Genomic DNA, 26,759 nt, shown 5'->3' on the forward strand with positions numbered 1-26,759 from the left:
CTATTGATAGACAAGCTCCTGGAAGTAGACATTACGGAATTTGTCGGCGCCAAACTGTTTGTTTAAGGCGACCAAGATGTCTTTTTTGACCTTTTCCTTGCTGTCAGATACCTGGAAATCCTCTACCGTTTTCGCGCTGAGGATATAAAGGATCCGGTCGCGGATGACCGGAAGCTGTTCCTTCAATTCGGCCAGCTTTTTCTCGTCCTTCTTTTCCTCATTCAGTTCCAGGATCACTTTGGCTTTTAGGAAGCGTTTCCCACCAGGGTCAGCCAGGTTGGTCGTGAAGTCGCCAGCCTCAAAAAGAACCCCCACTGTTTTAGGCGCTGTCGCTTTTGGCGTGTGGTCCGAAACAGCGTCCGGACTGATAAAGAACTTAAATACCGCCACAGCGATGATGGCCGCCGATACCAGCACGGCAACGGCGATAATGATCAGCTTCGTATTCAGCGGTTTCTTTTTGGGCGCGTTTTCGGTATCAGCCATGCCGGAAAAACGCTCCTTCCTTGGCTAGGGTATAAATTGAACAGAACAGGCCCTACCTTACCTAATTATACATTCATTCGAGTTCTTCCCGCTAGGTCCTTCTTTTTGTCAGATATCCGTCGGTTTTATCGCTACGACAGGTTTGATACATGCCAGGCGGTAGGCGATCACCTTTTCCACCACTTCATCGGAACTTTCCAATACAACGATCTTCTTGCCTGTCGTCAAGGTGATGATCGTATCTGGAGTCGCTTCGACTTGCTCTATCAATTCTGCATTGATCACCAGTTCGCTTTGGTTTAACCGCCTGATCTTGATCATCGACCTGCCCTCCATTGTCAATGCAAAGATACGGGCGGGCTGATCGGACCTACCCGCCCGTCATCGATTATCGTTTCAAGTTAACCAGTTCTTCAAGCATACTGTCAGAAACGGTAATGATCCGGCTGTTGGCCTGGAATCCGCGCTGGGTCGTGATCATGTCGGTAAATTCCTGGGATAGGTCGACGTTGGACATCTCCAATGCGCCTGGGGTGATGGCGCCACGGCTGCCCACGGCCGGTTGGCCTGTGTTCGGTTCGCCGGAGTTGTTGGACCTCATATAGAGGTTGGAACCAGCCTTTATCAATCCGGCAGGGTTGGAGAAGGTCGTCACACAAACCTGGGCCAGCGCCAGGCTCTTGCCGTTCGAAAAGGTGCCTGTCAACACGCCAGCTGAATCGATGGCATAGGTCTTTAAGGCGCCATCGGCGTATCCGTTCTGGCTCAGTTTGTCGACCGTCGTATCGGAAGAGAATTGGGTGATAGAGTGAAGATCGAGGTAGAACGCGGAATTGTTTGACGTTGAAGGGAACGTAAAGCCAGCGGAGTAAGAACCTGTCGGCATCGCTGTCATTTTATTGACGCCCAAGCCGGGGAAACTGAAATCAGTGGCATTGGTCACATCAAAACGCTTGAACATGCCGTTGCTGCTGAAGTAAATTTCACCCTGAATAAAGCCTGTAGCCGTTGTAATCTTGTGTGTGGTCGGATCTTCTGTAGTAATACGCGCCGACACAATCCAGTGGTTTTCGTCACCGGCCTTGCTGACATTTTTCATGGTCAACAACAGGTTGTGCTTACCGCCTTTGGAATCGAAGATCTCGATCGATTTCTGGATCGGCAGGGAACTGGCCTGCAGGCTGTTCAGGTTTTTGTTGAAGGAAACCCGGTTCGTCGCCAAGGCCGGCATCTGCAATTTATCTTTGATGTTGATTTCAGTGGGGCTTTTGCTGGGGTCAATATTTCCTGAGGCATCGGCCATGTACCCCATGACCTTCATGCCGTTGTCGGTGCGGTAGAAGTTGTACTCCGTATCTAAATCGAAGTTGCCCGCACGTGTGTAGTACTGAGTACCGCCGTCGTTGAGCAGGAAGAAACCGTCACCGTCAACAGCTAGGTCGGAGTTCTTGCCCGTTCCCTGAACGCTGGTCGGTGTGAAGACCGTCTCCATCGTGGCGATGTTCATACCCAGACCGACTTGCATCGGGTTGGTGCCGCCCCGTCCGCCTTGAGGGGCGGCGGCGCCGCGAGTGGTCTGGTTCAGGGCGTCGGCAAAGGTGACGCGGCTTTTCTTAAAGCCGATCGTGTTGACGTTGGCGATGTTGTTGCCGATGACATCCATCCGCGTCTGGTGGTTGCGCAGCGCGGTGACCCCGGAGAAAAGGGATCTCATCATGGGGTAAACGACCTCCTAACATGTTAGAACGGATGACTGCCTCAATCGTTCAGCAGCCTGGGCTTCCTCCTGGAGGTCCAGCCCTTATTCCGTAATGACGACAGCACTGTCAATGTTTGTAAAAACATTGTCCCTCATCGCGTTTCCGTCGACAGCAGTGATGACAGTGCGGTTCTTCACCGATACGACAAGCGCCAGATCCTTCATCAGAATCAGTGATTCTTTCGACCCTTTGCGTCCTGCCTTGTCGATGGCCTCGTTCAGCTTGCTAAGTTCGGTCTCGCCGAGGGAGATATTGCGTTGAGCCAGCCGTTGCAAGGCGTGGGAGGAGAACTTGAGTGTTTTTTGATCAAGGATCTTTTGAAAGGAATCGCCAGAGGTTTGGCCGGCCGGCTGGGAGATTGATCCCGATGAGGGTTTGCTAACGCCGGGGATCAGTGGCTGCGGATAGAGGATGCGGTTATCCAAGGCCGCCACCTCCCTCCTTGTCTTCAAATGTCTTAACTGGCTTGCGCCACTTTGGTGATCTCATTCAGGAGAACTTCCCTTGTTTTCTTTTGGCCGTCCACATCATACTGGACCTGAAGCGCCGCTACGCCGTTTTTGATGGTGACACCAGTCACTTGACCGGCAACATTTTCCGTGACAATGTCACCGTCCTGGTCTTTCACCACATTTCCTTTATCATCCAACTTAGCGACTTGCGCCTCCAACTGTTTGCCCACAAAGCTGACCGCTGACACGATCATGTTATCGCCCTGCATCTGCTGCTGAACGGCAAGGAAACTACCGAGGGCTTTGGTTAAACCGCCCATGACGTTTTCCTGGGTTGTTTGGAATTTTTCAAAACCATCGGAAATGTTCTTCATCTGCTCCAGCGAGGAAAACTGCGCCATCTGGCCGATGAATTCTTTATCTTCCATCGGTTGCATCGGATCCTGAAAGCGAAGCTGCGTCACGAGCAGTTTCAGAAAATCATCTTTACCGAGTTCGCTGTTGCTCTTTTTTGTCGCCGTCGTCCCAGTAGGATCCATGTAGACACTGCCCACATTCTCAATCGTACCTGCCATGCCTATCCCCCTTTTCGATTGCACTTACGCCAAAAACTCTACCGTTGTGTCCTCTCGGTAGTAACTACGTGCCGCTACAGCATCAACAGCGCCGCTGCCGTTTATGGACGCTGATTCGTCGGACTGCCCACTTTTCTGGCTTCCCCATCTCCCAGCGGAGGATTGCTGAGAATCGCCGGCGCTGTGACGAGAATCGGTACCCTGCTGGCCTACACCGACCTCTACCCGATCAAATCGCAACCCCTGTTCCTCCAAGGACTGTTTCAGTTGATTCAGGTTGGATTCGATCATCTGTCTGACCTGCGGGTTTTCAGCGGCGATGCGGACAGAGACGATGCCGTTTTCAACGGAAAGGTTGAGATTCACTTTACCGAGGAACTCTGGTTTCAATTGGATCCGCAGTTCGCTCGCATCGGCCTTCTTGAGCAGTTCGCTGTTGGCCACGATCTGGCGAAAAACCTCGGTGCGCATAACATTGGAGGCTTCTCTGCTCAAGGCTGGTTTCGTCGCAGCGGAAACCGTATCTGCCGCAGATGTCGTCGTCCGGCTGTTGCCGCCCTGCGCTTCATTGAGGCGAAAGGGGGACTCTTCGCCGGCTTGGACGCCTTTGGCGGTCGCTTGCGTAAAAGTCGTTGGATTCTGACCGCCGGCCATCCAACCGGTTGCGTTTTCTCCACTCCCTTGAGGGGTGGCTGCGCCTGAACCTTCCGTCACTCTTTGCACAAGGGCCGGTTGACCATCTGAAAGGGGTTCTGTCGCCGTAACCGACTGACCGGCTGTCGTTTCGACAGTTTCCTTGCGCATCCCAGCCAAGAGGGTCAGTTGGCTCGGCGAAACCGGCAAGAGGGGGGCTGCATTCTTCGTTTCTGATGCCGCACTCGTTGTCTCCGTGACAACAGTGGACGGCAAGAGCGGTGTTGCCGGTTGTTCCTGCGGTTGATGAGTTTGTTCTGGCATGGCCGTTGGCAACGGGCCCGCAAGGACCTTGATCGTTTGTTCCCCTTTGGCGTCAGCCTTCACATCGCCGTTAGCCGGTTGTTGGGGAACTGCTCCGGCAAGAACCGGGGATAGGGGCTCACTTTTTTTCTCTCCCTCCGCAGAAGCAGGGGCAACAGCTGCAGAACCTGCAGTCTCTTCTACGTCAGGGCTTGTTTGAAAGGACACTGCGACAAGGGGGGTTGCCAGAGGGGACACCGCATCGCTGGCGTCTTCCTTTTGAGCCGTCTCCTCCGCATCTTCGCTCTGGTCTGGAGCGGGAGATGACGTTTCAAGCTCTTGTGGTTGAGTTTCCGACTTGCTCGCTTGCGACGAATCCCCATCGCTATTTGTCCGTTCCGGTTGATTTCTTACTTCCTGATTTTCCTGACGATCATCGCCCCGCTCGTCCTCGCGGCTGATCGAGGGCCCTTTGGCGCTTTTTTCAGAAAGCCGACTTTCTCGGGTCGCCGTCAATAGGGCAGGCTTCTCTGGTCGCTCAGAATCACGGTGACGTTCGGCACTCCGTTGGACGCTGCCGGACGGCAATTGACGCGCACTCGCTTGGTTCGTCTGCGGCTGTGGAAAATAAGCGAGGCTGTCGTGTAAGTAACCGGAAAAACCTTTTCCCAGTTGGCCTGTGCCCGTTGCTCCCCCTTTTGTCCCCTTTCCAGTCCCAAGGGAAGGCGCCGAGGTAGGGGGCGAGGTCAAGCCATTTAAAATCGAAAGGTCTGCCATTGATTCACCTCCTGAAATAAACGATGGTCACTGACAGAGCGCTTTCTCCATGGCATCCCTCCTTTCGGCAGAGCCGACCTGATTCTCAGGAATGTCTTCAACCCTTATCCGAGATGATTTGTTGCCATCACGCTATTTGGTGGCCAATTATCCCGCATTCCCCATTAAATTCACAAGCCGGGCGGCCCGTGTCGGATTGGTATAGGTTAAGGATGATAAGACCTTACCGGCTGCATCCTGGCTCATCTCCCGCAAAATGGAGGCGATCGCCTCATCGGGAAGCTGTTCCATCAGCATGGCTGCGTCATCGGCCTTCATGGCCGCGATCGTTTTGGCCAGGTTTTGATAGTTGCTTTTGGTGAGTTCACTCTTCTTCAAGGCAGTATCGGCCTTTTCCCGCGCCGCCACATCACCATTGCCCGATGCCAACCGGGCGGCTCGCGCCGGATCGAGAGCGGCGGTTATTTTGGCTGCCTTGTCAACATCCATGCCGTTGAGGAGCTTATTCACTGTGTCATCAGGCAGATTTTCCATGATCTTGGCTGCATTCGCCGGTTTCATCACCGAAAGGCGTTCGGCCAGCTTCTCCAAATCGGCCTGGGCCTGCTTTTCCTTCTCGGTCTGTTCCTTCATGGCGGCCAATTGCTTTTCCAGTTCCGCTTTCTGTTGTTTCAAAGCGTCATCCTGGGGAGCGGCAACCGGTGTCGCCGTCGCCGCCGATTGCATCTCGGTCAGTTTGGCGTCAAGGGCTTCTTTTTCCGCTTGCAGTTGAGCGATCCGGTGCTCTTCCAGCGTCTGTTGGGACCCCTCTGAGGCGGGATCCTTCTGTGGGAAGAGAGAACCGACGACGGGCAGACTGCGCAGTTGCGGCGAAAGGTCGACCAGGCCAGTCACCTGAGCGGCGGCAAGCCCGGCCAACATGACGACCGGCAGGGCCATCAGTAAAAAGAGCGTCATCATGGACATCCCCTTTTTTTCACCCTGCGCTGCTTCTGTGTCAGCCATCTCCTTCCCCCCTATTCCGTATATTGGTGATTGCCGATAAACCGATTGAGGGCCATCTCATCCAACAGCTTTTGTTCTTCTCTTAATAATGTCTTCTTGTAATCGGCAAGATGTTTTTCCTTTAAACGCTCCATCACCTTGCGGTCACGCATCATCTCCAGCAGGCGCTGCCGGATCTCCTCCAGTTTGCTCTGCTCCCGCTGCAGTTCTGTCTCCTGCCGAGCCTCAAGTTCCTTTAAGCGAAGCCAATAGTGGTTGAAAAGTCGTCGTTCCTCTACGTCAAAGGGCATTCCGGCATGGGGTCGGATATTGTCCACCGCATCAGCCATTGTATTGCGCAAGCGAGCCAATTCCGCCTCTTTTTCTCGAACCGCCTCTTGCTGGCGTTGAAGTTCTCCCTTTAGGGCGTCTTCCTGCCGCAGTTTCAGATCAAGGGCCGTTTGCAGTTTAAACCGAAATGGTTTCATGCCGCAAAGATATCCTGCAATATACGAATCGTCCGGTCAAAGGGAATGGTCTCAAAAATGTCCTGACGCAAAAATTCCCGGCAGGCGTCGATTTTCTTCAGGGAATGGTCAATCTGGGGGTTGGCGCCCTTTTGGTAAGCGCCAATGTCAATGAGATCCTTCGCTTCACGGTACGTGGCCAGCACACTGCGCAATTGCGCCGCCGCATCGCGATGTTCCTTCTGCACCAGTTCAATCATGACCCGGCTGACACTGCTCAGGATATCGATGGCGGGATAATGGTTCTGGGAGGCCAAATCTCGGGAGAGAACGATGTGTCCATCCAGGATGCCTCGAACGGCGTCGGCAATCGGTTCATTCATGTCATCACCATCGACCAACACCGTATACAAACCGGTAATGGTGCCTTTATCAGAGGTGCCGGAGCGTTCCAGCGGCTTGGGCAACATGGCAAACACCGATGGGGTGTAGCCTCGCGTGGCCGGCGGCTCACCGACGGCTAGCCCCACTTCCCGCTGGGCCATGGCAAAACGAGTCACCGAATCCATCATCAAAATGACGTCTTTCCCGAGGTCTCGAAAAAACTCGGCGATGGCGGTCGCCACAAATGCGCCTTTCAGCCGGACCAGCGCAGGCTGGTCTGACGTCGCCACGACGACAACCGAGCGGGCCAGGCCTTCTGGGCCCAGATCTTTTTCGATAAATTCACGGACTTCACGACCACGCTCACCGATGAGGCCGATGACGTTGATGTCCGCCGTCGTGTTGCGGGCGATCATGCCCAACAAGGTGCTCTTGCCAACACCGGAGCCAGCAAAAATCCCAAGTCGTTGGCCCCGCCCGCAGGTTAACAGGCCATCAATGGCCTTGACGCCCAGCGGCAGGGTTTGGTGAATGCGCTGGCGTTTCAAGGGGTTCGGGGGCTGGGCTGTCAGCGGGTAGTCGCCGGATGTGGCGATAGGTCCCCGATCATCCATGGGGTTGCCCAGCCCATCCAGGATCCGGCCGAGCAAGGCTTCCCCGACAGCCACCTGTAAGACATCTCCCGTCGCCAACACCTGAGATCCGGGACCGATGCCACCCATCTCACCCAAGGGCATGAGCAGGGTCTTGCCTTCGCGGAATCCGACTACCTCGGAACGGACGCGCTGTTTTCCCGATTGGGTGGAGACGAGACAGACCTCCCCCAGGTTGGCGCTTGGGCCATCGGACTGAATGACGAGACCGATCACCTGGGACACCTTTCCGTTCAATCGCACCGGGTCCATGGTTCGCACCGCCTGCAGATACCTTTGCATGCCCTTATCCACCTACCCGTGCATCACTTCTCGGAGCACCCTGCGCACTTCATCCAACTGGGCGTCGATGCGCGCATCGACATAACCATGATTGGTTTCCAGGATACAACCGCCAACAGAGACTGTCTCATCCTGTTCCAACGTCAAGGTCCGCAACCCTTTGACCATGGCCGTCAGTTCCGGCTTGATCGATTGAATGAGCGGATAGTCTTGCGGATTGACTTTCAGGATCACTGCGCTCATATCGCGCACCTTGTTCAGAGCGTTGGCGGCGATATGAACCACCACATCTCGTCGATTGGCAATCTCATAAGCGAGGATTTTCTCAGCAATAGTGATGGCCAATTCCACCATCTCTGGTTCCGCCTTGTCGATGTAGGCGGCTTTGGCTTGACGGGCCGCTTCCGCTTCACGCCAAGCATTGGCAATGATGGTTTCCCCTTCTTGCCGCGCCGCTTCCAGGCCTTGAGCTAGGCCGAGTTGGTATCCTTCCTCGGCATGGCTTTGCCGGATCGTCTGCCCTTCTTGCTCCGCCTCTGCAACAACCATTGCTGCTCGCTCGGTCGCTTCAGCGATGATGGCGTTCGCCTGTTCTCTCGCTTGGATCATCAATTCCTGAACAGCCCGTCGGGTTTCTTCAAGAACCCGTTCCGCCTGTTCCTCTACCGTCTCTTCCGACTCCGGTAAAGGCGACGGCGCGTCCTCAGTCAGCAGCGCCTCGACAGTGACCAACGGTTGGAACACTCCCAGCACTTTCGGCGATTCGGCGCGAAAGGCCGTCGATTTGATGACCCTAGACAATCAATTCGTCCCCCCCGCCACGGGCTACGATGATCTCGCCGGCTTCTTCCAGCTTGCGGATGATGTTGACGATGCGCTGTTGCGCCTCTTCTACATCGCGCAGACGGACCGGTCCCATGAACTCCATATCCTCGCGCAGCATCTCGCCGGCCCGCTTGGAGACGTTCCGGAAGATCTTCTGGACCACCTCGTCGCTGGAACCTTTGAGCGCCAAGCCCAAGTCTTTCGTGTCCACTTCCCGCATGACCTGCTGGATGGAACGATCGTCCAGCATGACAATATCTTCGAAGACAAACATGCGTTTTTTGATCTCTTCCGCCAATTCCGGGTCCTGGATCTCCAGGGCTTCCATGATCGACTTTTCTGTGCCACGGTCGACGCGGTTGAGCATCTCGACCACCGTGTCGATGCCGCCAGCGCTGGTATGCTCCTGGGAGACAAGGGAGGAAAGCTTCCGCTCCAGCACCATCTCCACTTCCCGAATGACCTCCGGCGATGTGCGATCCATCAGGGCGATCCGCCGAGCGATATCGGACTGGCGTTCTGGCGGTAGTGCCGACAGGATGATCGACGCCTGTTCCGGATTGAGATAGGCCAGGATCAGCGCGATCGTCTGAGAGTGTTCCGATTGGATAAAGTTGAGCAATTGTCCCGGATCGGTGCGTCGCACGAACTCGAAGGGCCGCACCTGCAGCGATTGGGTCAACCGGTTGATAATTTCAATCGCCTTATGAGGCCCCAGGGCCTTCTCCAAGATCTCTTTGGCGTAGTCAATACCGCCGGAATTGATGTATTCCGAAGCCATAAATAGTTGATGAAATTCATCAAAGACCGAATCGCGGTGTTCCGGAGTGACCTTGCGGATATTGGCGATCTCTAAGGTCATCTGCTCGATCTCTTCCTCCTTGAGGTGTTTAAACACCTTGGCCGATTTTTCCGGTCCAAGGGAGATCAGCAGGACAGCAGCCTTTTGTTTTCCGGAGAGCGTTGATTTGGCAGACACAACATCACCTCGACTCGTCCGCTAACCATGTTTTCAACAGGCGGGCAACCGCCTCTGGGTCGTTATCGCTAAGATCCTCGATCTTCTCACGAAGAGCCAATTTCTCCAGTTCTTCGGGACTCAGTTCAGGAACAGGTGGTGTGGGCACCGACGTATCAAAGGCCAGCGAGGGCAGCGGTTCTGGCTCCGGCGCCGGTTTGCGGCGGAGATAGGCCCTCCGGGCCAGCAGTCCAGCGGCGACAAGCAACGCGAGGACGAGTACAGCGCCGCCAATCATCAGGTAACGCTGGAATGCTTTCTGCTCGTCTGCCAACCGATTCATCTCGTCGACAGCGCTCCGGTCGAAGGCCATTCCGAGGACGCTGATCTGTTCGACCCGTTCCGGTTGACCCGGCGTAGGCTGCTGGATGGGATAGCGAATGCCGACAGCCTGGGCGACCGCTTTTTCCAACTGCTGCGTTTCCTCTGGCGTCAGGGTGCGGTTCACCATCACCGATACACTGAGCCGTTTGAGCGATGAACCCGGCGGTGTCACCGTGTGCGTCTCCGTTTTAGGGATCTCGTTGTTGACGATCGAATCGGTCTTTGAGTAACTGCTCGTGTTGTTATTCGCAGCCTGTTGGGTCGGTATATTGGCGCTGGTGCCCGGTGTGCCGGCGGCAGAGGATCCCTGTCCCGCTTCCTCCGTTTCACGGGTGGACAGGGGCACCGGTTTGCCCAACTTTACATCCTTGACTTCCTGTTGAGAAAAGTCGAGTTCAGTGCTCACCTTGACGACTGCGTTTCCAGCTCCGAGGGCGCGGTTCAGCATATCCTGCGCCTTTTGCTCGAGATTGGACTCAAAGTCCTTTTTCACCTGCAGTTGCGTCTTCGCCAGGCCGTCCAAACTGGCTTTATCGGTTCCGCCGGCGGTGAACAGTCCTTCTGAAAGGACATTGCCTGAATTGTCGACAACAGTGACATTTTCCGGCTTCAACTGCTTCACACTTTTTGATACGAGATGAATAATGCCGCGGACCTGTTTTTCCTCAAGTTTTGCATATGGTTTCAGGATCAGCATAACCGACGCAGTGGCGTCGGTGGCATTGCCTTTGAACAGGGAGTCTGCCGCTGGAACGACCATCACCCGAGCATTTTCCACACCAGGGATATTTTGCAAGGTCCTGGACAGTTCTGTTTCTGTGGCGATCTTCAGGCGGATATCCTTTTCTTTCTCCGTTTCCCCAAACCGGCTTTCATTGAAGGTCTCAAAGCCCCAGCCAGTTCCCTTGGGCAGACCGGAATTGGCCAAATCGAGTCGAAGGCTCGCCTGGTCCTTCGAAGGAACCAGGATGCTTTTTCCGTCTTCAGAAACCTGGAAATTCACCTTCTGCTCTTTGAGTTTCGCCTGGATGGCGCCCGCATCGGCCGGGTCAAGATTTTGAAAAAGCGGGACATAATCAGGGCGGCCGGCCAAGTAGACAAAGGCCACCAGGGATACGATTACGGCAACAAGGGAGCCTCCCAAAATCAGTTTCTGCTGACGGGAAAGACGACCCATCAATTCGCTCAATTGGCTGCGCAACCGTTCCAACAATTCACTCATTGTTCAGCAGCCTTTCCCATGATCTGATTCGCATCTTATTACACTTGCATTCTCATAATTTCTTGATAGGCTTCCATCACCTTGTTGCGAACCTGCAAAGTCAGTTGCGTGGCAATACCCGCTTTTTCCGAGGCGATGACCACCTGGTGCAGATCGATGGGCTTACCAGCCGCCAGATCGGCAGCAGCAGCGTCAGCCTGCTTGTTCAGGTCGTTTACGTTGTTGAGGGCGTCCTGAAGAAAGGAGGAAAAATTCTTGCCATTCCCCTCGGCGACTTTCTCCTCCATATCCGGTTTTTCCACTTTGTCAAGGGAATTGCGATAGGGGAGCAATTGTTCAAAACGAATGGGCAGTCCGTTCATCAGGCCGCCTCCTTTACCATTGATATAATAACAGACAATTTGGTAAAAGTGTGTAGGTATATAGTACTATTTTTCTAGGATTTTAGACTCATTGTTAACCTTTTCCGATCTCAAGTGCTTTCATCGCCATCGATTTCGCTGCATTTACAGCAGTTACGTTCGCTTCATAGGCGCGTGTCGCCGATATCATGTCCACCATTTCCGTCACGGTGTTGACATTGGGCATGCGAACATAGCCAGCCAAAGGACCGGTGCGGATCGCGTCAGGGTGCTGGGGATCATAGACGGTTTTAAAAGGAGCCTCATCTTCCACGACCGAAACGACCCGCACCCCTCCGCCAGGAGCATTGCGCCGGTCTTCCGCCGCCGAAAGAGCAGAGGCAAAGGAGTCCGGCTCGGCCTGGCGCGCGGCAAAGACCGGCATCTGGCGCCGGTAAGGCAACACGCCGTCAGCGTCGCTATTGCCTGTGCGCGTCGAATTCACATTGGCCAAGTTGTTGGAGATAATGTCCATGCGAAACCGCTGGGCCGTCAGTCCAGAGGCGCTGGTGTCAATCGAGGTAAGAAACCGCATAATTTACCGCACCCCCTGAAGAACATTTTTGACCATGGAAAACTTATGGGATATTTGGTTGATCATTCCATCGTACCAGAGTGAGTTTTTTGCCAACTCCGCCATTTCACGATCTACATCGACGTTGTTGCCGTCGTTGCGGAAGCTCTCCCCTTCCATCGTAACCACTCGAGACGACAGATCGCCGGAACCTCCATTAAGGGGGATATGACGAGGATCGCTCCGCTTCCCGCTCATAGCCGATTCATCCCGATCGATAACCGCCGCTAGTTCATCTTCGAACTGAACCTCTTTGCGCTTATAACCGGGCGTGTCCACATTGGCCAAGTTGTCAGAGATCACCTGATGGCGTATCGATGCGGCGTCAAGCCCCTTTTCCAAGGTGCGAAGGATGGGTGTTTCCAAAAAACCTGCCATGGTCTCACCTCATTTATCATAAATCGAGCCTTCCGTGGCGAATCTCTATGCTGCCTTGTCCGGCAGCGCAGTCAACCCGGCGATCCGTCACCGGGATTCACGCAATACTGATTTTCTATCTTCGCTGTTCTTTTAACAAATCCTCTTTTCCCAGACCTGTAAATATAACTAAAAAGAAGGCGAACCCATTGGGCGCCTTCTTTTTTCATCTTTATCTGAAATTGAACAATAAATAATGCAACTGAATTATCCTGCGAAATTCCTCTGCTTAGTGGCGAAGTTTTTCTAGTTCTTCCATTAAGTTATCATTAAGGATGCGAATGTAGGTGCCTTTCATCCCCAGCGATTTTGACTCGATGACGCCGGCGCTTTCAAACTTGCGTAAAGCGTTTACGATGACAGAACGAGTGATGCCGACACGATCGGCAATTTTTGAAGCGACCAGCAACCCCTCGTTTCCTTCCAGTTCGGAGAAAATGTGTTCCACCGCCTCCAGTTCACTGTAGGAAAGCGTGCCGATAGCGATCTGGACGGCCGCTTTTTTGCGGGCCTCTTCTTCCATCCGTTCCGCCTTGGCGCGGAGAATCTCCATGCCGACGACGGTGGCGGCGTATTCGGCGAGGATCAGGTCCTCATCGGTAAACTCTTCATTGTATTTGGCCAAGACGAGCGTACCAAGGCGCTGTCCGCCGCCGAGGATGGGGGTGACCGTCATGAGTTTGTGACCATGAGAACACGTTTCTCCATAGTTGAAAACACAGGCGCTCGATTCCTGGCTAAAATTGGCCTGTGTTTCATTGATGCGAAGCAGGTCCTGATTGTAGCTTTCAGGGAACCGTTCTGTGTGATGAACAATATCGGCCATGATGTCACAGGCAAAATGGGGCATGAAATTAAAGCCGAGTATCTTACCGCGACGGCCGATGATGTAGCAGTTGGCGTTGATCAGTTCGCTGGTGATCTTGGCCATTTCTTCAAAGTTGACAGGATGACCGGCAGACTTTTGAATCAACCGGTTGACCGTACGCGTTTTCTCTAACAGTGTGCGCATTTTCCCCCACTAGACCTCCCTTAATTGACGTGTATGACGCCGAATATTCGGAAATATTCTATCTAGATGTCTATTATAACGCTTTTCACAAAATATATCTACTTAAATCTTCTCGCTGCAGAATCCCTTCCAATCGCGATTCCACATAGCCTTTGTCGATGAGCACCTTTTTGTCCGGAAGGTCAGGGGCGTCAAAGGAGATATCCTCGACCACCTTCTCCAAAATGGTGTGCAACCGTCGAGCGCCGATGTTTTCCGTTTGGGCGTTGACCCGGTAGGCAATGGACGCGATGGCTTCGATCGCCTCTTGCTGGAAGACCAGTTCGATCGCCTCTGTCGACAAGAGGGCGATGTACTGTTTGAGGAGCGATCCCTCAGGCTCTGTCAGGATGCGCTGGAAGTCCTGCTGGCTGAGCGGTTCCAACTCCACTCGCAGGGGGAAGCGCCCCTGCAACTCCGGGATCAGGTCAGAGGGCTTGCTCACATGAAAGGCGCCAGCGGCGATAAACAAGACATGATCCGTCTTTACGGGACCATGTTTGGTCATTACGGTGGATCCTTCGACAATAGGCAGGATGTCTCGCTGTACACCTCCACGGGAGACGTCGGGTCCCTGTCCGCCTTCCCGGGAGGCGATCTTGTCGATCTCATCCAAGAAGACAATGCCCGACTGTTCGGCCCGCTCAATGGCCTCACGGGTGACAGCGTCCATGTCGATCAGCTTTTGCGCCTCCTGCACCGCCAGGATGCGGCGCGCTTCCCGGACAGTGACGCGCCGGGTCTTTCTGCCCCGGGGCAGGATCTGTCCAATCATATTTTGGATATTGGCGCCCATCTCATCGAGGCCGGAGCCGGCGAAGATGTCGCCGAGGGGCATGCTGTTATCGTCTACTTCGATCTCAAGCCAGTCGTCTTCCAATTCCATGCGCTTCAGCTTTTGGCGGACGATGGCCCGCTTTTCCCGCAACTCCGGGTCGTTCGAAGGCGGCGACGGCGGGTTTGATTGTGCCCCTCCAAACAGCATTTCGAAGGGATTGGCCATGTTTTTTGGGGTCTTTGGTTGTGGAACCAGGAGCTCGACGAGGCGTTCTTCTGCTTCCTGGTCGGCCCGCGTCTTGACCTCCTCCATCCGCTCCGCCTTGACCATACGGATCGCCGTCTCGACGAGGTCGCGCACGATGGACTCCACATCCCTGCCGACATAGCCGACTTCGGTAAATTTCGTTGCTTCAACCTTGATAAAAGGCGCCTGTACGAGACGCGCCAACCGGCGGGCGATCTCGGTCTTGCCTACCCCAGTCGGACCGATCATGAGGATGTTTTTGGGGGTTACCTCATCGCGCAGGATCTCCGGCAGCAATTGCCGGCGGTAACGGTTGCGCAACGCGATGGCGACGGCTTTCTTGGCAGCTTGCTGCCCCACGATATAGCGGTCCAATTCCTCCACGATATGTTTCGGTGTCAGATTGACGGCAGTCATTTCTCACACGTCCCTTCGATCTCTTCCAGGGTGATCCGGTCGTTGGTGTAGACGCAGATCTCCGACGCGACGACCAGCGCCTGCCGGGCGATCTCGCCCGGCGCCAGGTCAGAGTGGCGAACCAGGGCGCGCGCCGCTGCCAACGCGTAGGGTCCGCCGGACCCGATGGCGACGACGCCGTCATCGGGCTCGATCACCTCTCCGTTGCCGGAGATGACCAGCAAGTGGTTGGCGTCAGCGGCGATGATCATCGCCTCCAGGCGGCGCAGGAAACGGTCAGTGCGCCACTCCTTGGCCAGATCGACAGAGGCGCGCAACAGATTGCCTCGAAACTCTTGGATTTTGTTTTCCAATTTATCGAGCAACGTCAGCGCGTCGGCGACAGAGCCGGCGATGCCGGCGATCACCTTTCCCTGGTAGAGGCGACGGACCTTCTTGGCCGAGGCTTTCATAATCGTTCGATCGCCAAAGGTGATCTGCCCGTCGCCGGCGACAGCGACATGGTTTTCCCGTTTCACCGCCACGATCGTTGTTCCCATCATCTTCATCTGGCCCATCTCCTCTCATGCCCCGCGATTGATCCTATGCCCGCGGATGGGTTTTTTGGTATATCTCTTTCAGCCGTTCCGCTGAAACATGGGTATAGATCTGGGTCGTCGACAGTTTGGCGTGGCCGAGCATCTCCTGGACGGATCGGAGATCGGCGCCACCGTCGAGCAGGTGGGTGGCAAAGGTGTGCCGCAGCGTATGGGGGCTGACCCCTCGCTGCAAGGCCGCCCCGGCAGTGATGCGGGAGAGGATGTCCTGGGCGCCGCGCGCATGCAGCCGCCCTCCCCGGTGGTTTAAAAAGAGAGCCGGCGACACCTCTCGCTGCCGCCGCGCCAACTCGGGCCGCCCCTCCTGTAAGTAACGCCCGATCGCCTCTAGCGCCTCTTCCCCCACAGGCACGATCCGTTCTTTTCCGCCTTTGCCGAGGACGCGAACATAGCCGAGGCTTGCGTCCAGGGCGCCCAGATCGAGTCCACAGAGTTCCGCCACCCGCAAACCGGAGGCGTAAAAGAGTTCCACCATAGCTCGATTGCGCAGCGCCAGGGGGCCTTCGCTCGTTTTATCAGCCGCCGCGATCAGGCCTGACACCTCTGATTCGCTCAGTGTTTTGGGAAGGGGCCGACCGAGTTTGGGAGATTTCAGCCGTTTCATGGGATGGCTGGCGAGCTGCCCTTCGCGGATCAGATAGCGAAAAAAGCCGCGCCAGGCGGCCAGTTTGCGCGCCAGTGACGAACGTTCCATCCCGATGGCGTACAGACGGGTGAGACAGAGGCGCAATTGCTCGGCTCTAACCGCCGAGGGACTGGGCACAGGGGAAGCCGTCTGCTCCAGCAATTCGACCAGTTGCGCCAGATCACCGGCATAAGCCGCCCGGGTGTGCGGCGATGTATTGCGTTCGCCGGCCAGGTGGCGCAGGTAGCAATCGATCCAGCCATCCCACTGGCCGATCGCGCCATCGATTCCACCATTTTTGCTTTCTACGGTATCATCTACGGTGTTTTCGGCGACATCCCGCACCCTGATCCCATCGCCCATCTTCTCACCGCTTCCCTGATGGTTTTTTGCCATATCTCTCCCTCTGACGTCCCTCAGTCCACTTTAAAACCGATCGGCAAACCGGTCGATGTCGATTCGGCGCATTACTCCTTTAGTGCCGCCATATAGCTATCCAATGATTCCAAGGCCCGGCGGGCATGGGCCTGCTGTCGAGGCCGCTTGCCTTTCACTTTTTCTGTCAGCGGCGGGAAGAGGCCGTAGGTGACATTCATCGGCTGAAAATGCTTCGCTTCGGCAGTGGTGATGTAGGCCGGCAAGGCGCCGATGGCTGTCTCCGCCGGAAAAAGGAGGGGTGTCTGTCCCTGTGCGTGACGGGCGGCGTTTAACCCGGCCACCAGACCGGCGGCAGCCGATTCGACATAACCTTCCACGCCGGTGATCTGGCCGGCGAAAAATAGGCCCGGATCTTTGCGTAGTTGGTATGTGGGCAGCAGCAGTGTGGGGCTGTTGATGAAGGTGTTGCGGTGCATGACACCGTAGCGGACGAACTCCGCTTGTTCCAGACCGGGGATCATTTGGAAGACCCGCTTCTGCTCGGGCCACTTCAGGTGAGTTTGGAAACCGACCAGATTGAACATCGTCCCCTGGCGGTTTTCCTTGCGCAGTTGCACGACGGCAAAAGGCCGCTTGCCCGTGCGCGGATCGGTCAAACCGACCGGTTTGAGGGGACCGAAGAGGAGCGTTTGCTTGCCCCGTTTGGCCATCACTTCCACAGGCATACAGCCCTCGAAGTAGATCTCTTTTTCAAATTCCTTCAGCGGGTGGCCCTCAGCCGTTACCAGCGCCTCGTAAAAGCGATCATACTCGCTTTCGTCCATGGGACAGTTGAGGTAATCGGCATCGCCCTTGTCATAGCGGGATGCCCAAAAAGCCACCGACAGATCAACCGATTCCGCATCCACGATGGGCGCTGCGGCATCGTAAAAGTAAAAATAGTCCTCCCCGGTGAGCGCCTGAATCGCTTGGGAGAGCGCCGGTGAGGTCAAGGGACCGGACGCGATGATCAGCGGCCGGCTCTCTGGGATTTCACGGATCTCCTCGCGGCGCAGCGTGATCAGAGGATGACTGACCAGTTTTTCGGTGATATGGGCGGAAAAACCCTCCCGGTCGACGGCGAGGGCGCCCCCCGCCGGGACCGCATGGGCATCAGCCGCTTCCATGATCAGCGAACCGAGCCGGCGCATCTCTTCTTTTAAAAGACCGACGGCGTTCTCCAGGGCGGCCCCGCGCAGGGAGTTGGAACAGACCAGTTCGGCGAAGTCGCCTGTTTTGTGAGCCGGCGTCATCTCGGTGGGACGCATCTCGAAAAGTTGGACGGGCAGGCCCTGCTGGGCAATCTGCCAGGCGGCTTCCGAACCGGCCAGCCCGGCGCCGATGATCGTTACTGTCACTCTATCGTCACCTATTCTTCTGCAAGTTGCTCTGTCGATGGCTTGATCGTTTCTGCATCGTCAGGCGCGCCGGGCAACCAACCGGGAGAAGCCCCCTTCTCCCCGTCCGGAACCGCCTCCTCATAACCGCACCCCTCGGTGGTGCAGAGGCGGCGCGTACCCAGCTTTTTGGACTCCTTTTGCACCATCGGTTTGCCGCACTGCGGGCAGGGCACATTGGTGGGCCGTTCCCAAGAGACGTAATCGCATTCGGGATAATTGGCGCAACCAAAAAACTTCCGGCCTTTTTTTGTCCGCCTGATGACGATGTGGCCATCGCATTTGGGGCAAGGAACGCCGATCTCCTCCAGCAAGGGCTTGGTAAAACGGCACTCGGGGAAACGGGGGCAGGCCAAAAAGCGGCCAAAACGCCCCTGTTTGATCACCAAGTTGGCGCCGCAGACTTCGCAGAGCTGGTCAGTCACTTCATCGGCGATCTCGATCTCGCCGATTTTTTCTTCTGCGTCCTCCAGGGTTTCTCGAAAAGGTTCGTAAAAATCGCGCAGGATGCGCTTCCAATCGGCGGCGCCTTCCTCGATAGCGTCTAACTTGTCTTCCATATCTGCCGTAAATTCCACATCGATGATGTCAGGAAAATGCTCCTTCAGCAGATCGACGACCACCTCGCCGAGTTCGGTCAGGTAAAACTGCTTATCTTCACGAACGACATAACCGCGAGCGACAATTGTCTCAATGATCGGAGCATACGTGGAGGGACGGCCGATCCCCCGTTCCTCCAAAGCCCGGACAAGGGTCGCCTCGCTGTAGCGTGGCGGCGGCTGGGTGAAATGCTGTTTCGGATCGAGCTTCCGCAGTGCCAGTTTCTCCTCGGCAAACACCTCGGGGAGCAACCCTTCCTCATCCTTGCTGTCATCGTCACGACCTTCGATGTAGACCTTCATGAAGCCGGGAAACTTGAGCACCGACCCGGAGGCGCGAAAGCCGAAGGCCCCCGCCTTGATCTCGATCGTCGTCGTATCCATGACGGCAGAACTCATCTGGCTGGCGACAAAGCGCTCATAGATCAACTTGTACAGCTTAAACTGATCGTTTGTCACCACCGCTTTCAACGTCTCAGGCTCGCGCGCCACCGATGTGGGCCGGATCGCCTCGTGGGCGTTTTGAATCTTGCCCTTGTTTTCATAGACGCGCGGTTCTGCCGGCTGGTAGTCGGCGCCGAAACGGTTCTGAATGTGCTCACGGACCTCTTCGACGGCGCCGTCGGAAACCCGCACCGAGTCGGTGCGGATGTAGGTGACGAGACCAACGGTCCCCTCTTTTCCCAAATCCAAGCCTTCATAGAGTTGCTGAGCGATCATCATGGTCTTGCGAGCGGTAAAACCGAGTTTGCGATAGGCCTCCTGCTGCAAAGAACTGGTCGTAAAAGGCGGCGCCGGGTTGCGTCGCTTTTCTTTCCTTTTAACCTCACTGACGACAAAGTCCTGTCCGGACAGTTCCCCCAGGACTTGGTCCATCCTTTCGCCGTTGTTGATCTCCAGTTTGTTTTCGTCCTGACGAACAAGCCGCGCCTGCAGGTTCCCCTTGTCGCCTTTCAACTCAGCCGTCAAGGACCAGTACTCCTCAGGGACGAAATCATTGATCTCCTCTTCCCTGTCACCGATCAGCCGCACGGCCACCGACTGAACCCGTCCGGCGGAAAGGCCTTTGCGGATCTTGCGCCAGAGGAGCGGGCTGAGATTGTAACCGACGAGCCGGTCAAGGATGCGGCGAGCCTGCTGGGCCTCGACCCGGCTCGTGTCAATGGGACGCGGTTTTTTGACGGCATTTTGGATGGCCGATTTGGTGATCTCATTGAATTCGATGCGACAGGGCGTATGTTCATCGACGCCAAGAACTTGGGCCAGATGCCAGGCGATGGCTTCCCCTTCCCGATCAGGGTCAGGTCCCAGCAGGATCTGATCCGACTTTTTGGCGGCTGTCCGGAGTTCTTTCAACAGTTCCCCTTTGCCCCGGATGGTGATGTACTTCGGATTGAAGTCTCCCTCCACGTCAACGCCGAATTGGCTTTTGGGCAAATCGCGCACATGGCCCATGGAGGCCTTCACCTGGTAGCGGCGACCGAGAAACTTGCTGATGGTTTTCGCTTTGGCAGGCGATTCGACGATGACAAGCACTTTATTGGACAACCAGGTCACCTCTTATCTATCAAAAAACTGACTTATTTCATCTATTATAACCTAGCAGGCGACAAAACCGCCGCCCCGCTCCATTTGTACCCGTCCCTTCAGTTCCAGCAGGGTCAAGGCGGCAGCCACCTCTGATCCGGAAAGGCTCAGCCGGGCGGCCAGTTCATCGGCGCTTCTCGGTTCCCAGTCGACGATCTCCATTATTCTACGCTCCGCCTCTGACAGTCGATCCGTTGCAGGGCTGTTCTCTACCGATTGTCCCAGCAAAGGCAGGCACAACTGTCGCTGGTCCTCATCAAGGATGTCTTCTATGGTGACAATCAGCTTGGCGCCCTGCTGGATCAACCGGTTGGCGCCGACGCTTTGCGGCAGTGTGATCGGCCCCGGCACAGCGAAGACATCACGCCCCTGCTCTAAGGCCTGATCGGCGGTGATCAAGGCCCCTGACTTCTCCCCCGCCTCGACGACGATGACGCCCGTCGAAAGTCCGGAGATGATTCGATTGCGCGCCGGGAATGTGCCCGGTTCCGGTCTTGTCCCCGGCGGGTACTCGCTCACCAGGGCGCCTTGTTCCACAATCCAACCGGCCAGTTTGCCATGTTCTGGCGGATAGATGATATCGACGCCGCCGGCCAGCACGGCGATCGTCCTTCCCCCTGCCTCGAGGGCGCTTTGATGAGCGATCCCGTCAATGCCGCGAGCCATGCCGCTGACGATCGTCCGCTTCCGAAGCGTCAGTTCTCGGGCGACGGCAGCGCAAACCTTCGCGCCATAGGGGGACGGCTTACGGGTGCCGACGATAGCCAGGGCTTCTCCATCTTCCGGCAAGAGCCTCCCTCGTATGTACAACACCGGTGGCGGGTCAGGGATGTTGCGCAGCAACGCAGGGTAGTTTCCATCGGTAACCAGAAGGGCGGCGATATCGCCCTGCGCGAGACGCCGCAACAACGCCTTCGTTCGCTCCGTCCGTCTCCTCGCCTGCAGCGTCCGTTCCCAGCCCTGCCGGCTTAACCCGGCTATACCGTCCCAGCGCTCATCGGCGGCCATCCAGGCGGCGCGGGCCGTTCCAAAATGCCCCAGAAGTGCGTAAAACCGCCGCGGTCCAATGCCGGGCAATGCCGACAGGGCGATCCAGCTTTCCTGCTCCGTCAGAGCCGGGGGATGGGCCATAGGTCTCGTCCCCTCTCCATCGCCAGCGCCTTTGGTTCTTGACCGTCTGGATAATCGTACCATCGAACGATATCTACATTAACGGGTTATCCAATCCCTGTCAAGCAAAGCGCCGAAATTTGTGGTCATCATCACAACTTGTTGATTTCATGGCAGCGATGCATGACACGGGGCGAGGTCAGTGGCGCAAAGCAGGCACAGCCCTGCGTTTCTTCAGCAGATTTATCAAAAGGTTCATCGAGTTGGCAATGAAATCGCCTATTTATTCGACTGCGATGATAGAATTCCTTTTTATTCGACCAGCGCATTTTTCGAGAATACAAAGAAATAATCGCCAAAATTCGTCAACCGTGTGTTTTTTCAAGAGAAGTCAATCCAGGGTATATCGCTCGCACCATCGATCGATATTTACATATGAAAAGACCCCTCAACTACCGCGGTGGGTTTGAGGGGTCTTGATGGGTCGTTGCCGCCTATTCGTCCATTTCGTCGACGCTGTCGAGTTCCGCGTCAATTTGGTTCAAAACCACGAGAGATTCGCATAGCCGCTGGAGATCAAGCACATTCATCGTTACAAATTCACCCTTGGTTTCAGAAACGTCCATGGCCAATTTGGCGGCGGCCACAGCGACGTCTCGCAATGCCTGGCGCTGTTCCTGTTTTTTGATCAGTAATGCGTCGGTGTAAAGCGCTGCCACCTCACTGTCAGCGGATACCTGCTTTTTCAGTTCCCCTAATGAAAGGGCACTGCCAACATTTGTTTTTTCCATGCCCAACCACCCCACCATTCTTTCATGCGACATACTTTGACGAAAGTTCGGATAAGTCCTGCAAAAAATCTGAAACTGTCGCTTTTTCGACGGGATAGGCTCTGCTCGTATCCATGATCTGGCGCAAGGGTATCTGAGACTGTGGGCGCGTAGCAGGTTACAGTCGAAATCGCAACGCTTCCGCCAGGTGGTTCACTGCCGCCTCCGCGCGTCAATCACCCGATTCAAGACCGTTTCCGAATTCTCCTCTGCTGTCGACAGTCCCTTCGTTGAATCGAAGAGATCGCTGTAGGATGGACGGTTTACAGCCACCTGCAGATCCATGCGATCCCACAAGGGTCCGGAAATCCGGTTGCGATAGCGCTCCACTGATACAGGAGAGCAGATGCACTCCTTTTCAGGATTGCCGAGATGACCGCAGGGACAAGCGTGCAGAGAACATCTTGGGAGAAGTCTCTATTAATAAGGAATCGTTTGTGACAGCGACTCACCTACGAGGGACACAGCCGAAGGTTCCTAATACGCCAGGCGAGCGCCTGTTTCATGCTCGCTCAGCCAAAGGATTGACGATTCGTGAGCTAGCTGCGGCCTCGGGCGTGACAGAGGCCACCATCAGCTACATCGAAAACAACCATGGCCAGCCGACACTTCGGGTACTGAAAAAGCTGTCTGCTGTACTTGATGTTTCGCTCGACTACCTCGGATGCTATGACCTGCTCCCAGAAGAATCACTTGGTCAAAAAATTAAAAAATATAGGTTGATGAGTGGTCTGACTATCAATGAATTTGCAACGTTAATTGGAGTAAGCGACAAAAGCATTCGTAGCTGGGAGAAAGACAAGCGTGTTCCTTTTTTACACATCCAAAGACTGTTGCTTCATAAATGATGACGCTGCATCGTTCTGTAGTGTTACGATCACCCAAAAGACAGTACAGTTAAATAGTTTGGCCTCAATGATGCAGAATGCTCTGGTGCGGTTGTAAATTAATTTCCAAGATAGTAACGCCAATGCCGATCCATATTTAACGATGCCGCATCATACGATACGCTTGCAACAGTTTCCGCTGAACTCGAACTGATCAGCTTGACTGCTTCGATGATGCCGCATCTCTCAATGCGGTCGCAATGCACTCGCTGGGAACGTTTGGCCGGGCGTGATCTGCTTCAATGATGGCGCAACTCGCAATGCGGTTGCATCGTCGACAGTGCTGTCATCCGTCGAGAGGGCCTGCGAGCTTTAATGTTGCCGCATCTTTAATGCGGTTACAACTGTCCGGGTGCCATGGCTGGCCGTCGGTGTTGACTCTTCAATGATGCCGCATCTCAGTGCGGTAGCATCCCCCAAAGCACCATCATCTTGGAGATCGGCTTCATGCTGTAAATGCTAACCTAAAAGTGATCCACATTTGAGGCCAGTGATCCGATAAAAAGTGAGCCACCGGATTTCCAATTTTCCTGTATGCTAGAGAGTGCCAACACACTAGCGTGCAGGAGGAAAAAAGGATGATCACGATGGCTCAATACCATGATATCCGACGGATGTACTTTAGGGAAGGAAAATCGATCCGTCGAATCGCCAACGAACTCAAGATGTCGCGACGCACCATCGGTAAATATCTGAACGACGGCTTTGAGCCGTCCCAACGGCGCAGAAAACAAATACCGCGCCACCGTTCAGCGCCTGTCGTAGGTCCATTTGCGCCCATCATCAAAACCTGGCTGGCGGACGATCTGTCCCGTCCGCCGAAACAACGCCATACGGGCCGGCGCATCTATGAGCGCCTTGCCGAAGAGTACGGCTTCATCGGGGCAGAATCGACGGTGCGACGAGTCGTGGGGCAGCTTCGCCGGGAAGTCAAACCGGTGTACATCCCCTTGGAATTTCCGTTGGGGGACAATGCCCAGTGCGACTGGGGAGAGGTGCAAATCCTCCTCAACGGAACGCCCACAAAAGTCCGTCTGTTTGTGATGCGCCTGACCGCCAGCCGCGCCCTGTTCGTGCGGGCCTATCCTCATGAACGCCAGGAAGCCTTTTTCGACGGGCACTGCCGTGCTTTCCGATTCTTCGGCGGTGTGCCGCAGCGTGTCACCTACGACAATTTGAAGACAGCGGTGAAAAAGGTCTTGCGTGGCCGCAACCGGGAGGAACAAGAAGCTTTCCAGGCATTGCGGGCGCACTACGTCTTCCAGGCCGAGTTTTGCAATGTCGCTTCGGGAAACGAAAAAGGCCAAGTGGAGTGCATGGTGGGGTACAGCCAGCGGAATTTCTTCGTGCCCTTGCCGGAGGTAGACAGCCTCGACGAACTGAACACGAGGTTGGCGCAACAATGCCTGCGCTTCGCGGAAAAGACCCGGCTTCCCCACAGTGAAGAGCGCATCGCCTCGGCCTGGGCGCGAGGGAATACCCACCTGCTTCGTCTGCCGGAGCGTGACTTCGACGCCTGTCGCGTACTCCCGGTTCGAGCCGACCATTATTCTTTGGTTCATTTTGAAACCAACGCCTACTCGATCCCCTGCGCCTGGGCCGGCCGTGAACTGCTGCTGAAAGCGTATGTCGATGAAATCCGGATCATCGCGGGCGTCGAGGTGATCGCCGTACACCGCCGGTGCTATGAGCGCAAACAGCAGCGGCTCCACCTCGATCACTTCATCGACGCGTTGGCTAAAAAGCCACGGGCGCTCCGCGATGCGGCCGCCTTTCAAAACGACAGCGCGCCGCCGATCTACCGCCGCTTTTACTTGGAGATGCGCCGTCGCGATGGGGCGGAAGGCGACCGCGCCTTTATCCGCATCCTGCAACTGCACCGGCAACACGGCGCCGCCGTTCTCGTGCCGGCGTTGACGGAAGCCGAAGCGCAGGGTCTGTACCACTATGATGTTGTCGCCGAATTCGTTCGTCGTCAGCTCCATCCTGCGCCAATTCTCCCCATGGCGGTGGGAGAACTGCCCGAAAGGCTGGCGGATTATGCCGTGGCTCAGCCCGACATCGGACGATTTAACCGACTCCTTGGGAAAGGGGCGGCGCTGCATTGACGACGACACTGCGATTGCAAAGCTGCCTTAAGCGACTAAAGCTTCCTACTGTCGCGCGCCACGCTGAGGCGTTGGCGCGGGAAGCGGAAGAAAGCCGCCAGGGGTATCTGGAGTATCTTTGCTTGCTGCTGGAGACCGAGGTGTGTCAGCGAGAGGAAAACCAGCAAAAGGCGCGTATCCAGCAAGCTCGTTTTCCCCTGATCAAGACCCTGGACACCTTTGATTTTTCGGCGATGCCTTCCCTGTCCAAGCCCAAAATCCTCACATTGGCGCAAGGCGAGTTTATCGACAAAAAAGAGAACGTGATCCTGATCGGCAACAGCGGAACCGGCAAGACCCACTTGGCCACAGCCATTGCCCACGCCGCCTGCCGGCAACGAAAACGAGTCCGCTTCGTCCATGCGGCGACGCTCGTGGACGAACTCCTCGCCGCGCAAGCGGAACACCGCTTGACCAAAGTGGAAAAGCAGTGGCGTCAGCATGACCTGATCGTCATCGACGAGTTGGGATACATTCCCTTCAGCAAGACAGGGGCGGAACTGCTCTTTCAGTTCTGTTCCGCCTTCTACGAGCGAGCCAGTCTCCTGGTGACCAGCAACCTGGAGTTTGCCGAATGGACCCAGATCTTTGGCAATGACAAGTTAACCGCGGCCTTTCTGGATCGCCTGACCCACCACGCCCACATCCTGCTCATGAACGGCGAGTCGTACCGTTTCCGGCAGAGTATGAAGCGACTCGAAAGCCTACCCAATGCATAAGTGAAGAGACGGTTCCGACCCTGCGGCCCTACCGGGCCTCCGGGTCGGCCTTGCTCCAAAGCAACGCCAAAAGCATCCTCTGACAGGGCCGACACCCATGGGATGTCAGAGTTTACATATAGACACACAAGGAAACGTAGGCCACAATATTTCCATAAATAAACATTAATGTAAACCAAGAAAGGCATAGTGGATCACTTTTTTCGTGATCACTGTGGACCACTTTTACGTTGACAAAATCATCATGCCTCAATTATGCCGCTCATTCGATGCGGCTGCAACTCGGAAAACCCACCTGACCGACGCCCTGGCCATGCCTCAATAATGCCGCATCTCTCGATGCGGTTGGAACACATTTACTTGCCGCAGTCCGCGCCCGTCAAAAAAGCTTCAATAATACCGCATCTCTCGATGCGGTTGCAACTATGTAGACGTTAACTCCATGTACCCCCATGTCATGCTTCAATGATGCCGCATCTCACGATGTGGTTGCATTCATGCAGACCATCATGCAGTATCGTCCACTCAAAGCTTCAATTATGCCGCATTTTTCGATGCGGTTGCATCGCTAGGGTGCAGAGATATTCGCCCAGCAGGTCACGCTTGAATGATGCCGCATCTCTCGGTGCGGTTGCAACGTTCTTCACTCCCCATGTACAGGCGCTCCTGCATCAAGCTTCAATGATACCGCATCTCTTGATGCGGTTGCAACGCGCTCCAGGTCCACGCGACATCCTGTGGCCGTCTCGCTTCAATGATGCCGCATCTCTTGATGCGGTTGCAACCCGCGTTCTGCCGGGCATACACCTGGTGAAC

At 55.5% G+C, this 26,759-nt stretch carries 27 protein-coding genes; 3 read left to right on the plus strand and 24 right to left on the minus strand.

What is annotated here, in order from left to right:
• The 24 genes from GTO89_RS10495 to GTO89_RS17680 all read right to left on the minus strand — a co-directional run bounded on the left by GTO89_RS10495 (position 1) and on the right by GTO89_RS17680 (position 22,586).
• Positions 1–486 (minus strand): flagellar basal body-associated FliL family protein, encoded by a 486-nt coding sequence (locus GTO89_RS10495; protein WP_161262042.1) that lies wholly within the window; start codon positions 484–486, stop codon positions 1–3.
• 108 nt (positions 487–594) lie between these two features.
• Positions 595–807, minus strand: coding sequence for a flagellar FlbD family protein (locus GTO89_RS10500; protein WP_161262043.1), 213 nt, complete (start codon positions 805–807; stop codon positions 595–597).
• 67 nt (positions 808–874) lie between these two features.
• Positions 875–2,203, minus strand: a complete 1,329-nt coding sequence (locus GTO89_RS10505) for a flagellar hook protein FlgE (protein WP_161262044.1) — start codon at positions 2,201–2,203, stop codon at positions 875–877.
• 84 nt (positions 2,204–2,287) lie between these two features.
• The gene (locus GTO89_RS10510; RefSeq protein ID WP_161262045.1) at positions 2,288–2,671 is read right to left on the minus strand and encodes a TIGR02530 family flagellar biosynthesis protein; all 384 of its coding nucleotides are present in this window, start codon (positions 2,669–2,671) and stop codon (positions 2,288–2,290) included.
• A 32-nt stretch (positions 2,672–2,703) separates the two neighbouring features.
• Positions 2,704–3,273 carry a flagellar hook capping FlgD N-terminal domain-containing protein gene (locus tag GTO89_RS10515; RefSeq protein WP_204758218.1) on the minus strand — a complete coding sequence of 190 codons (570 nt, stop codon included), beginning with the start codon at positions 3,271–3,273 and terminating at the stop codon, positions 2,704–2,706.
• Between the two features lie 24 nt (positions 3,274–3,297).
• Entirely contained in the window at positions 3,298–4,986 is a 1,689-nt protein-coding gene (locus tag GTO89_RS10520; RefSeq protein ID WP_161262046.1) for a flagellar hook-length control protein FliK, read from the minus strand.
• A gap of 147 nt (positions 4,987–5,133) precedes the next feature.
• Entirely contained in the window at positions 5,134–5,991 is an 858-nt protein-coding gene (locus tag GTO89_RS10525; RefSeq protein WP_161262047.1) for a MotE family protein, read from the minus strand.
• Between the two features lie 11 nt (positions 5,992–6,002).
• Entirely contained in the window at positions 6,003–6,458 is a 456-nt protein-coding gene (fliJ, locus tag GTO89_RS10530) for a flagellar export protein FliJ (protein ID WP_161262048.1), read from the minus strand.
• The gene (fliI, locus tag GTO89_RS10535; protein WP_161262049.1) at positions 6,455–7,756 is read right to left on the minus strand and encodes a flagellar protein export ATPase FliI; all 1,302 of its coding nucleotides are present in this window, start codon (positions 7,754–7,756) and stop codon (positions 6,455–6,457) included. Before fliI ends, fliJ begins: the two co-directional genes overlap by 4 nt.
• Before the next feature lie 12 nt (positions 7,757–7,768).
• Complete coding sequence (locus GTO89_RS10540) at positions 7,769–8,557, minus strand: FliH/SctL family protein (RefSeq protein WP_161262050.1); 789 nt, start codon at positions 8,555–8,557, stop codon at positions 7,769–7,771.
• A complete protein-coding gene (gene fliG, locus GTO89_RS10545; protein WP_161262051.1) occupies positions 8,550–9,560 on the minus strand; it encodes a flagellar motor switch protein FliG in 1,011 nt (336 codons plus the stop codon). The genes GTO89_RS10540 and fliG overlap by 8 nt, the downstream gene beginning before the upstream one ends.
• Before the next feature lie 4 nt (positions 9,561–9,564).
• Positions 9,565–11,145 carry a flagellar basal-body MS-ring/collar protein FliF gene (gene fliF, locus GTO89_RS10550; protein WP_161262052.1) on the minus strand — a complete coding sequence of 527 codons (1,581 nt, stop codon included), beginning with the start codon at positions 11,143–11,145 and terminating at the stop codon, positions 9,565–9,567.
• A 38-nt stretch (positions 11,146–11,183) separates the two neighbouring features.
• Positions 11,184–11,507 (minus strand): flagellar hook-basal body complex protein FliE, encoded by a 324-nt coding sequence (gene fliE / locus GTO89_RS10555; RefSeq protein ID WP_161262053.1) that lies wholly within the window; start codon positions 11,505–11,507, stop codon positions 11,184–11,186.
• Positions 11,508–11,601: 94 nt separating this feature from the next.
• Entirely contained in the window at positions 11,602–12,081 is a 480-nt protein-coding gene (gene flgC, locus GTO89_RS10560; RefSeq protein WP_161262054.1) for a flagellar basal body rod protein FlgC, read from the minus strand.
• A gap of 3 nt (positions 12,082–12,084) precedes the next feature.
• Entirely contained in the window at positions 12,085–12,498 is a 414-nt protein-coding gene (gene flgB / locus GTO89_RS10565; RefSeq protein ID WP_161262055.1) for a flagellar basal body rod protein FlgB, read from the minus strand.
• Positions 12,499–12,766: 268 nt separating this feature from the next.
• A complete protein-coding gene (gene codY, locus GTO89_RS10570; RefSeq protein WP_161262056.1) occupies positions 12,767–13,549 on the minus strand; it encodes a GTP-sensing pleiotropic transcriptional regulator CodY in 783 nt (260 codons plus the stop codon).
• Positions 13,550–13,634: 85 nt separating this feature from the next.
• Entirely contained in the window at positions 13,635–15,029 is a 1,395-nt protein-coding gene (gene hslU / locus GTO89_RS10575) for an ATP-dependent protease ATPase subunit HslU (RefSeq protein ID WP_161262057.1), read from the minus strand.
• Positions 15,026–15,586, minus strand: a complete 561-nt coding sequence (gene hslV / locus GTO89_RS10580) for an ATP-dependent protease subunit HslV (protein ID WP_328793900.1) — start codon at positions 15,584–15,586, stop codon at positions 15,026–15,028. The genes hslU and hslV overlap by 4 nt, the downstream gene beginning before the upstream one ends.
• Before the next feature lie 25 nt (positions 15,587–15,611).
• Positions 15,612–16,646, minus strand: coding sequence for a tyrosine recombinase XerC (gene xerC / locus GTO89_RS10585; RefSeq protein ID WP_328793901.1), 1,035 nt, complete (start codon positions 16,644–16,646; stop codon positions 15,612–15,614).
• A gap of 71 nt (positions 16,647–16,717) precedes the next feature.
• The gene (gene trmFO, locus GTO89_RS10590) at positions 16,718–18,025 is read right to left on the minus strand and encodes a methylenetetrahydrofolate--tRNA-(uracil(54)-C(5))-methyltransferase (FADH(2)-oxidizing) TrmFO (protein WP_328793902.1); all 1,308 of its coding nucleotides are present in this window, start codon (positions 18,023–18,025) and stop codon (positions 16,718–16,720) included.
• 11 nt (positions 18,026–18,036) lie between these two features.
• Complete coding sequence (topA, locus tag GTO89_RS10595) at positions 18,037–20,211, minus strand: type I DNA topoisomerase (RefSeq protein ID WP_170294475.1); 2,175 nt, start codon at positions 20,209–20,211, stop codon at positions 18,037–18,039.
• A gap of 51 nt (positions 20,212–20,262) precedes the next feature.
• Positions 20,263–21,381 (minus strand): DNA-processing protein DprA, encoded by a 1,119-nt coding sequence (gene dprA, locus GTO89_RS10600; RefSeq protein ID WP_161262058.1) that lies wholly within the window; start codon positions 21,379–21,381, stop codon positions 20,263–20,265.
• A gap of 473 nt (positions 21,382–21,854) precedes the next feature.
• The gene (locus GTO89_RS10605; RefSeq protein WP_161262059.1) at positions 21,855–22,151 is read right to left on the minus strand and encodes a hypothetical protein; all 297 of its coding nucleotides are present in this window, start codon (positions 22,149–22,151) and stop codon (positions 21,855–21,857) included.
• A 192-nt stretch (positions 22,152–22,343) separates the two neighbouring features.
• A complete protein-coding gene (locus GTO89_RS17680; protein ID WP_161262155.1) occupies positions 22,344–22,586 on the minus strand; it encodes an ATP-binding protein in 243 nt (80 codons plus the stop codon).
• An 8-nt stretch (positions 22,587–22,594) separates the two neighbouring features.
• Between GTO89_RS17680 and GTO89_RS10615 the strand changes: the two genes are divergently transcribed.
• The 3 genes from GTO89_RS10615 (at position 22,595) to istB (ending at position 25,943) form a co-directional block, all read left to right on the plus strand.
• Positions 22,595–23,038 (plus strand): helix-turn-helix domain-containing protein, encoded by a 444-nt coding sequence (locus tag GTO89_RS10615; protein WP_235920402.1) that lies wholly within the window; start codon positions 22,595–22,597, stop codon positions 23,036–23,038.
• A 617-nt stretch (positions 23,039–23,655) separates the two neighbouring features.
• Positions 23,656–25,185 carry an IS21 family transposase gene (gene istA / locus GTO89_RS10620; RefSeq protein ID WP_161262060.1) on the plus strand — a complete coding sequence of 510 codons (1,530 nt, stop codon included), beginning with the start codon at positions 23,656–23,658 and terminating at the stop codon, positions 25,183–25,185.
• Complete coding sequence (gene istB, locus GTO89_RS10625) at positions 25,182–25,943, plus strand: IS21-like element helper ATPase IstB (RefSeq protein WP_161262061.1); 762 nt, start codon at positions 25,182–25,184, stop codon at positions 25,941–25,943. Before istA ends, istB begins: the two co-directional genes overlap by 4 nt.
• Positions 25,944–26,759 lie beyond the last annotated feature (816 nt).

This window comes from Heliomicrobium gestii (assembly GCF_009877435.1).
Taxonomy (GTDB): Bacteria; Bacillota; Desulfitobacteriia; order Heliobacteriales; family Heliobacteriaceae; genus Heliomicrobium; species Heliomicrobium gestii.

What these genes read in the sequence shown, in the direction of transcription:
- fliE (WP_161262053.1), bottom strand. Translation starts at nt 11,507, where the DNA reads ATGAACGGACTGCCCATTCGTTTTGAACAATTGCTCCCCTATCGCAAT.
- hslU (WP_161262057.1), bottom strand. Translation starts at nt 15,029, where the DNA reads ATGACTGCCGTCAATCTGACACCGAAACATATCGTGGAGGAATTGGAC.
- xerC (WP_328793901.1), bottom strand. Translation starts at nt 16,646, where the DNA reads ATGGCAAAAAACCATCAGGGAAGCGGTGAGAAGATGGGCGATGGGATC.
- fliI (WP_161262049.1), bottom strand. Translation starts at nt 7,756, where the DNA reads ATGCAAAGGTATCTGCAGGCGGTGCGAACCATGGACCCGGTGCGATTG.
- GTO89_RS10605 (WP_161262059.1), bottom strand. Translation starts at nt 22,151, where the DNA reads ATGGAAAAAACAAATGTTGGCAGTGCCCTTTCATTAGGGGAACTGAAA.
- fliF (WP_161262052.1), bottom strand. Translation starts at nt 11,145, where the DNA reads ATGAGTGAATTGTTGGAACGGTTGCGCAGCCAATTGAGCGAATTGATG.
- fliJ (WP_161262048.1), bottom strand. Translation starts at nt 6,458, where the DNA reads ATGAAACCATTTCGGTTTAAACTGCAAACGGCCCTTGATCTGAAACTG.
- istA (WP_161262060.1), top strand. Translation starts at nt 23,656, where the DNA reads ATGATCACGATGGCTCAATACCATGATATCCGACGGATGTACTTTAGG.
- GTO89_RS10495 (WP_161262042.1), bottom strand. Translation starts at nt 486, where the DNA reads ATGGCTGATACCGAAAACGCGCCCAAAAAGAAACCGCTGAATACGAAG.
- flgB (WP_161262055.1), bottom strand. Translation starts at nt 12,498, where the DNA reads ATGGCAGGTTTTTTGGAAACACCCATCCTTCGCACCTTGGAAAAGGGG.
- hslV (WP_328793900.1), bottom strand. Translation starts at nt 15,586, where the DNA reads ATGGGCCAGATGAAGATGATGGGAACAACGATCGTGGCGGTGAAACGG.
- GTO89_RS10520 (WP_161262046.1), bottom strand. Translation starts at nt 4,986, where the DNA reads ATGGCAGACCTTTCGATTTTAAATGGCTTGACCTCGCCCCCTACCTCG.
- dprA (WP_161262058.1), bottom strand. Translation starts at nt 21,381, where the DNA reads ATGGCCCATCCCCCGGCTCTGACGGAGCAGGAAAGCTGGATCGCCCTG.
- codY (WP_161262056.1), bottom strand. Translation starts at nt 13,549, where the DNA reads ATGCGCACACTGTTAGAGAAAACGCGTACGGTCAACCGGTTGATTCAA.
- GTO89_RS10525 (WP_161262047.1), bottom strand. Translation starts at nt 5,991, where the DNA reads ATGGCTGACACAGAAGCAGCGCAGGGTGAAAAAAAGGGGATGTCCATG.
- GTO89_RS10505 (WP_161262044.1), bottom strand. Translation starts at nt 2,203, where the DNA reads ATGATGAGATCCCTTTTCTCCGGGGTCACCGCGCTGCGCAACCACCAG.
- GTO89_RS10500 (WP_161262043.1), bottom strand. Translation starts at nt 807, where the DNA reads ATGATCAAGATCAGGCGGTTAAACCAAAGCGAACTGGTGATCAATGCA.
- GTO89_RS10515 (WP_204758218.1), bottom strand. Translation starts at nt 3,273, where the DNA reads ATGGCAGGTACGATTGAGAATGTGGGCAGTGTCTACATGGATCCTACT.
- flgC (WP_161262054.1), bottom strand. Translation starts at nt 12,081, where the DNA reads ATGCGGTTTCTTACCTCGATTGACACCAGCGCCTCTGGACTGACGGCC.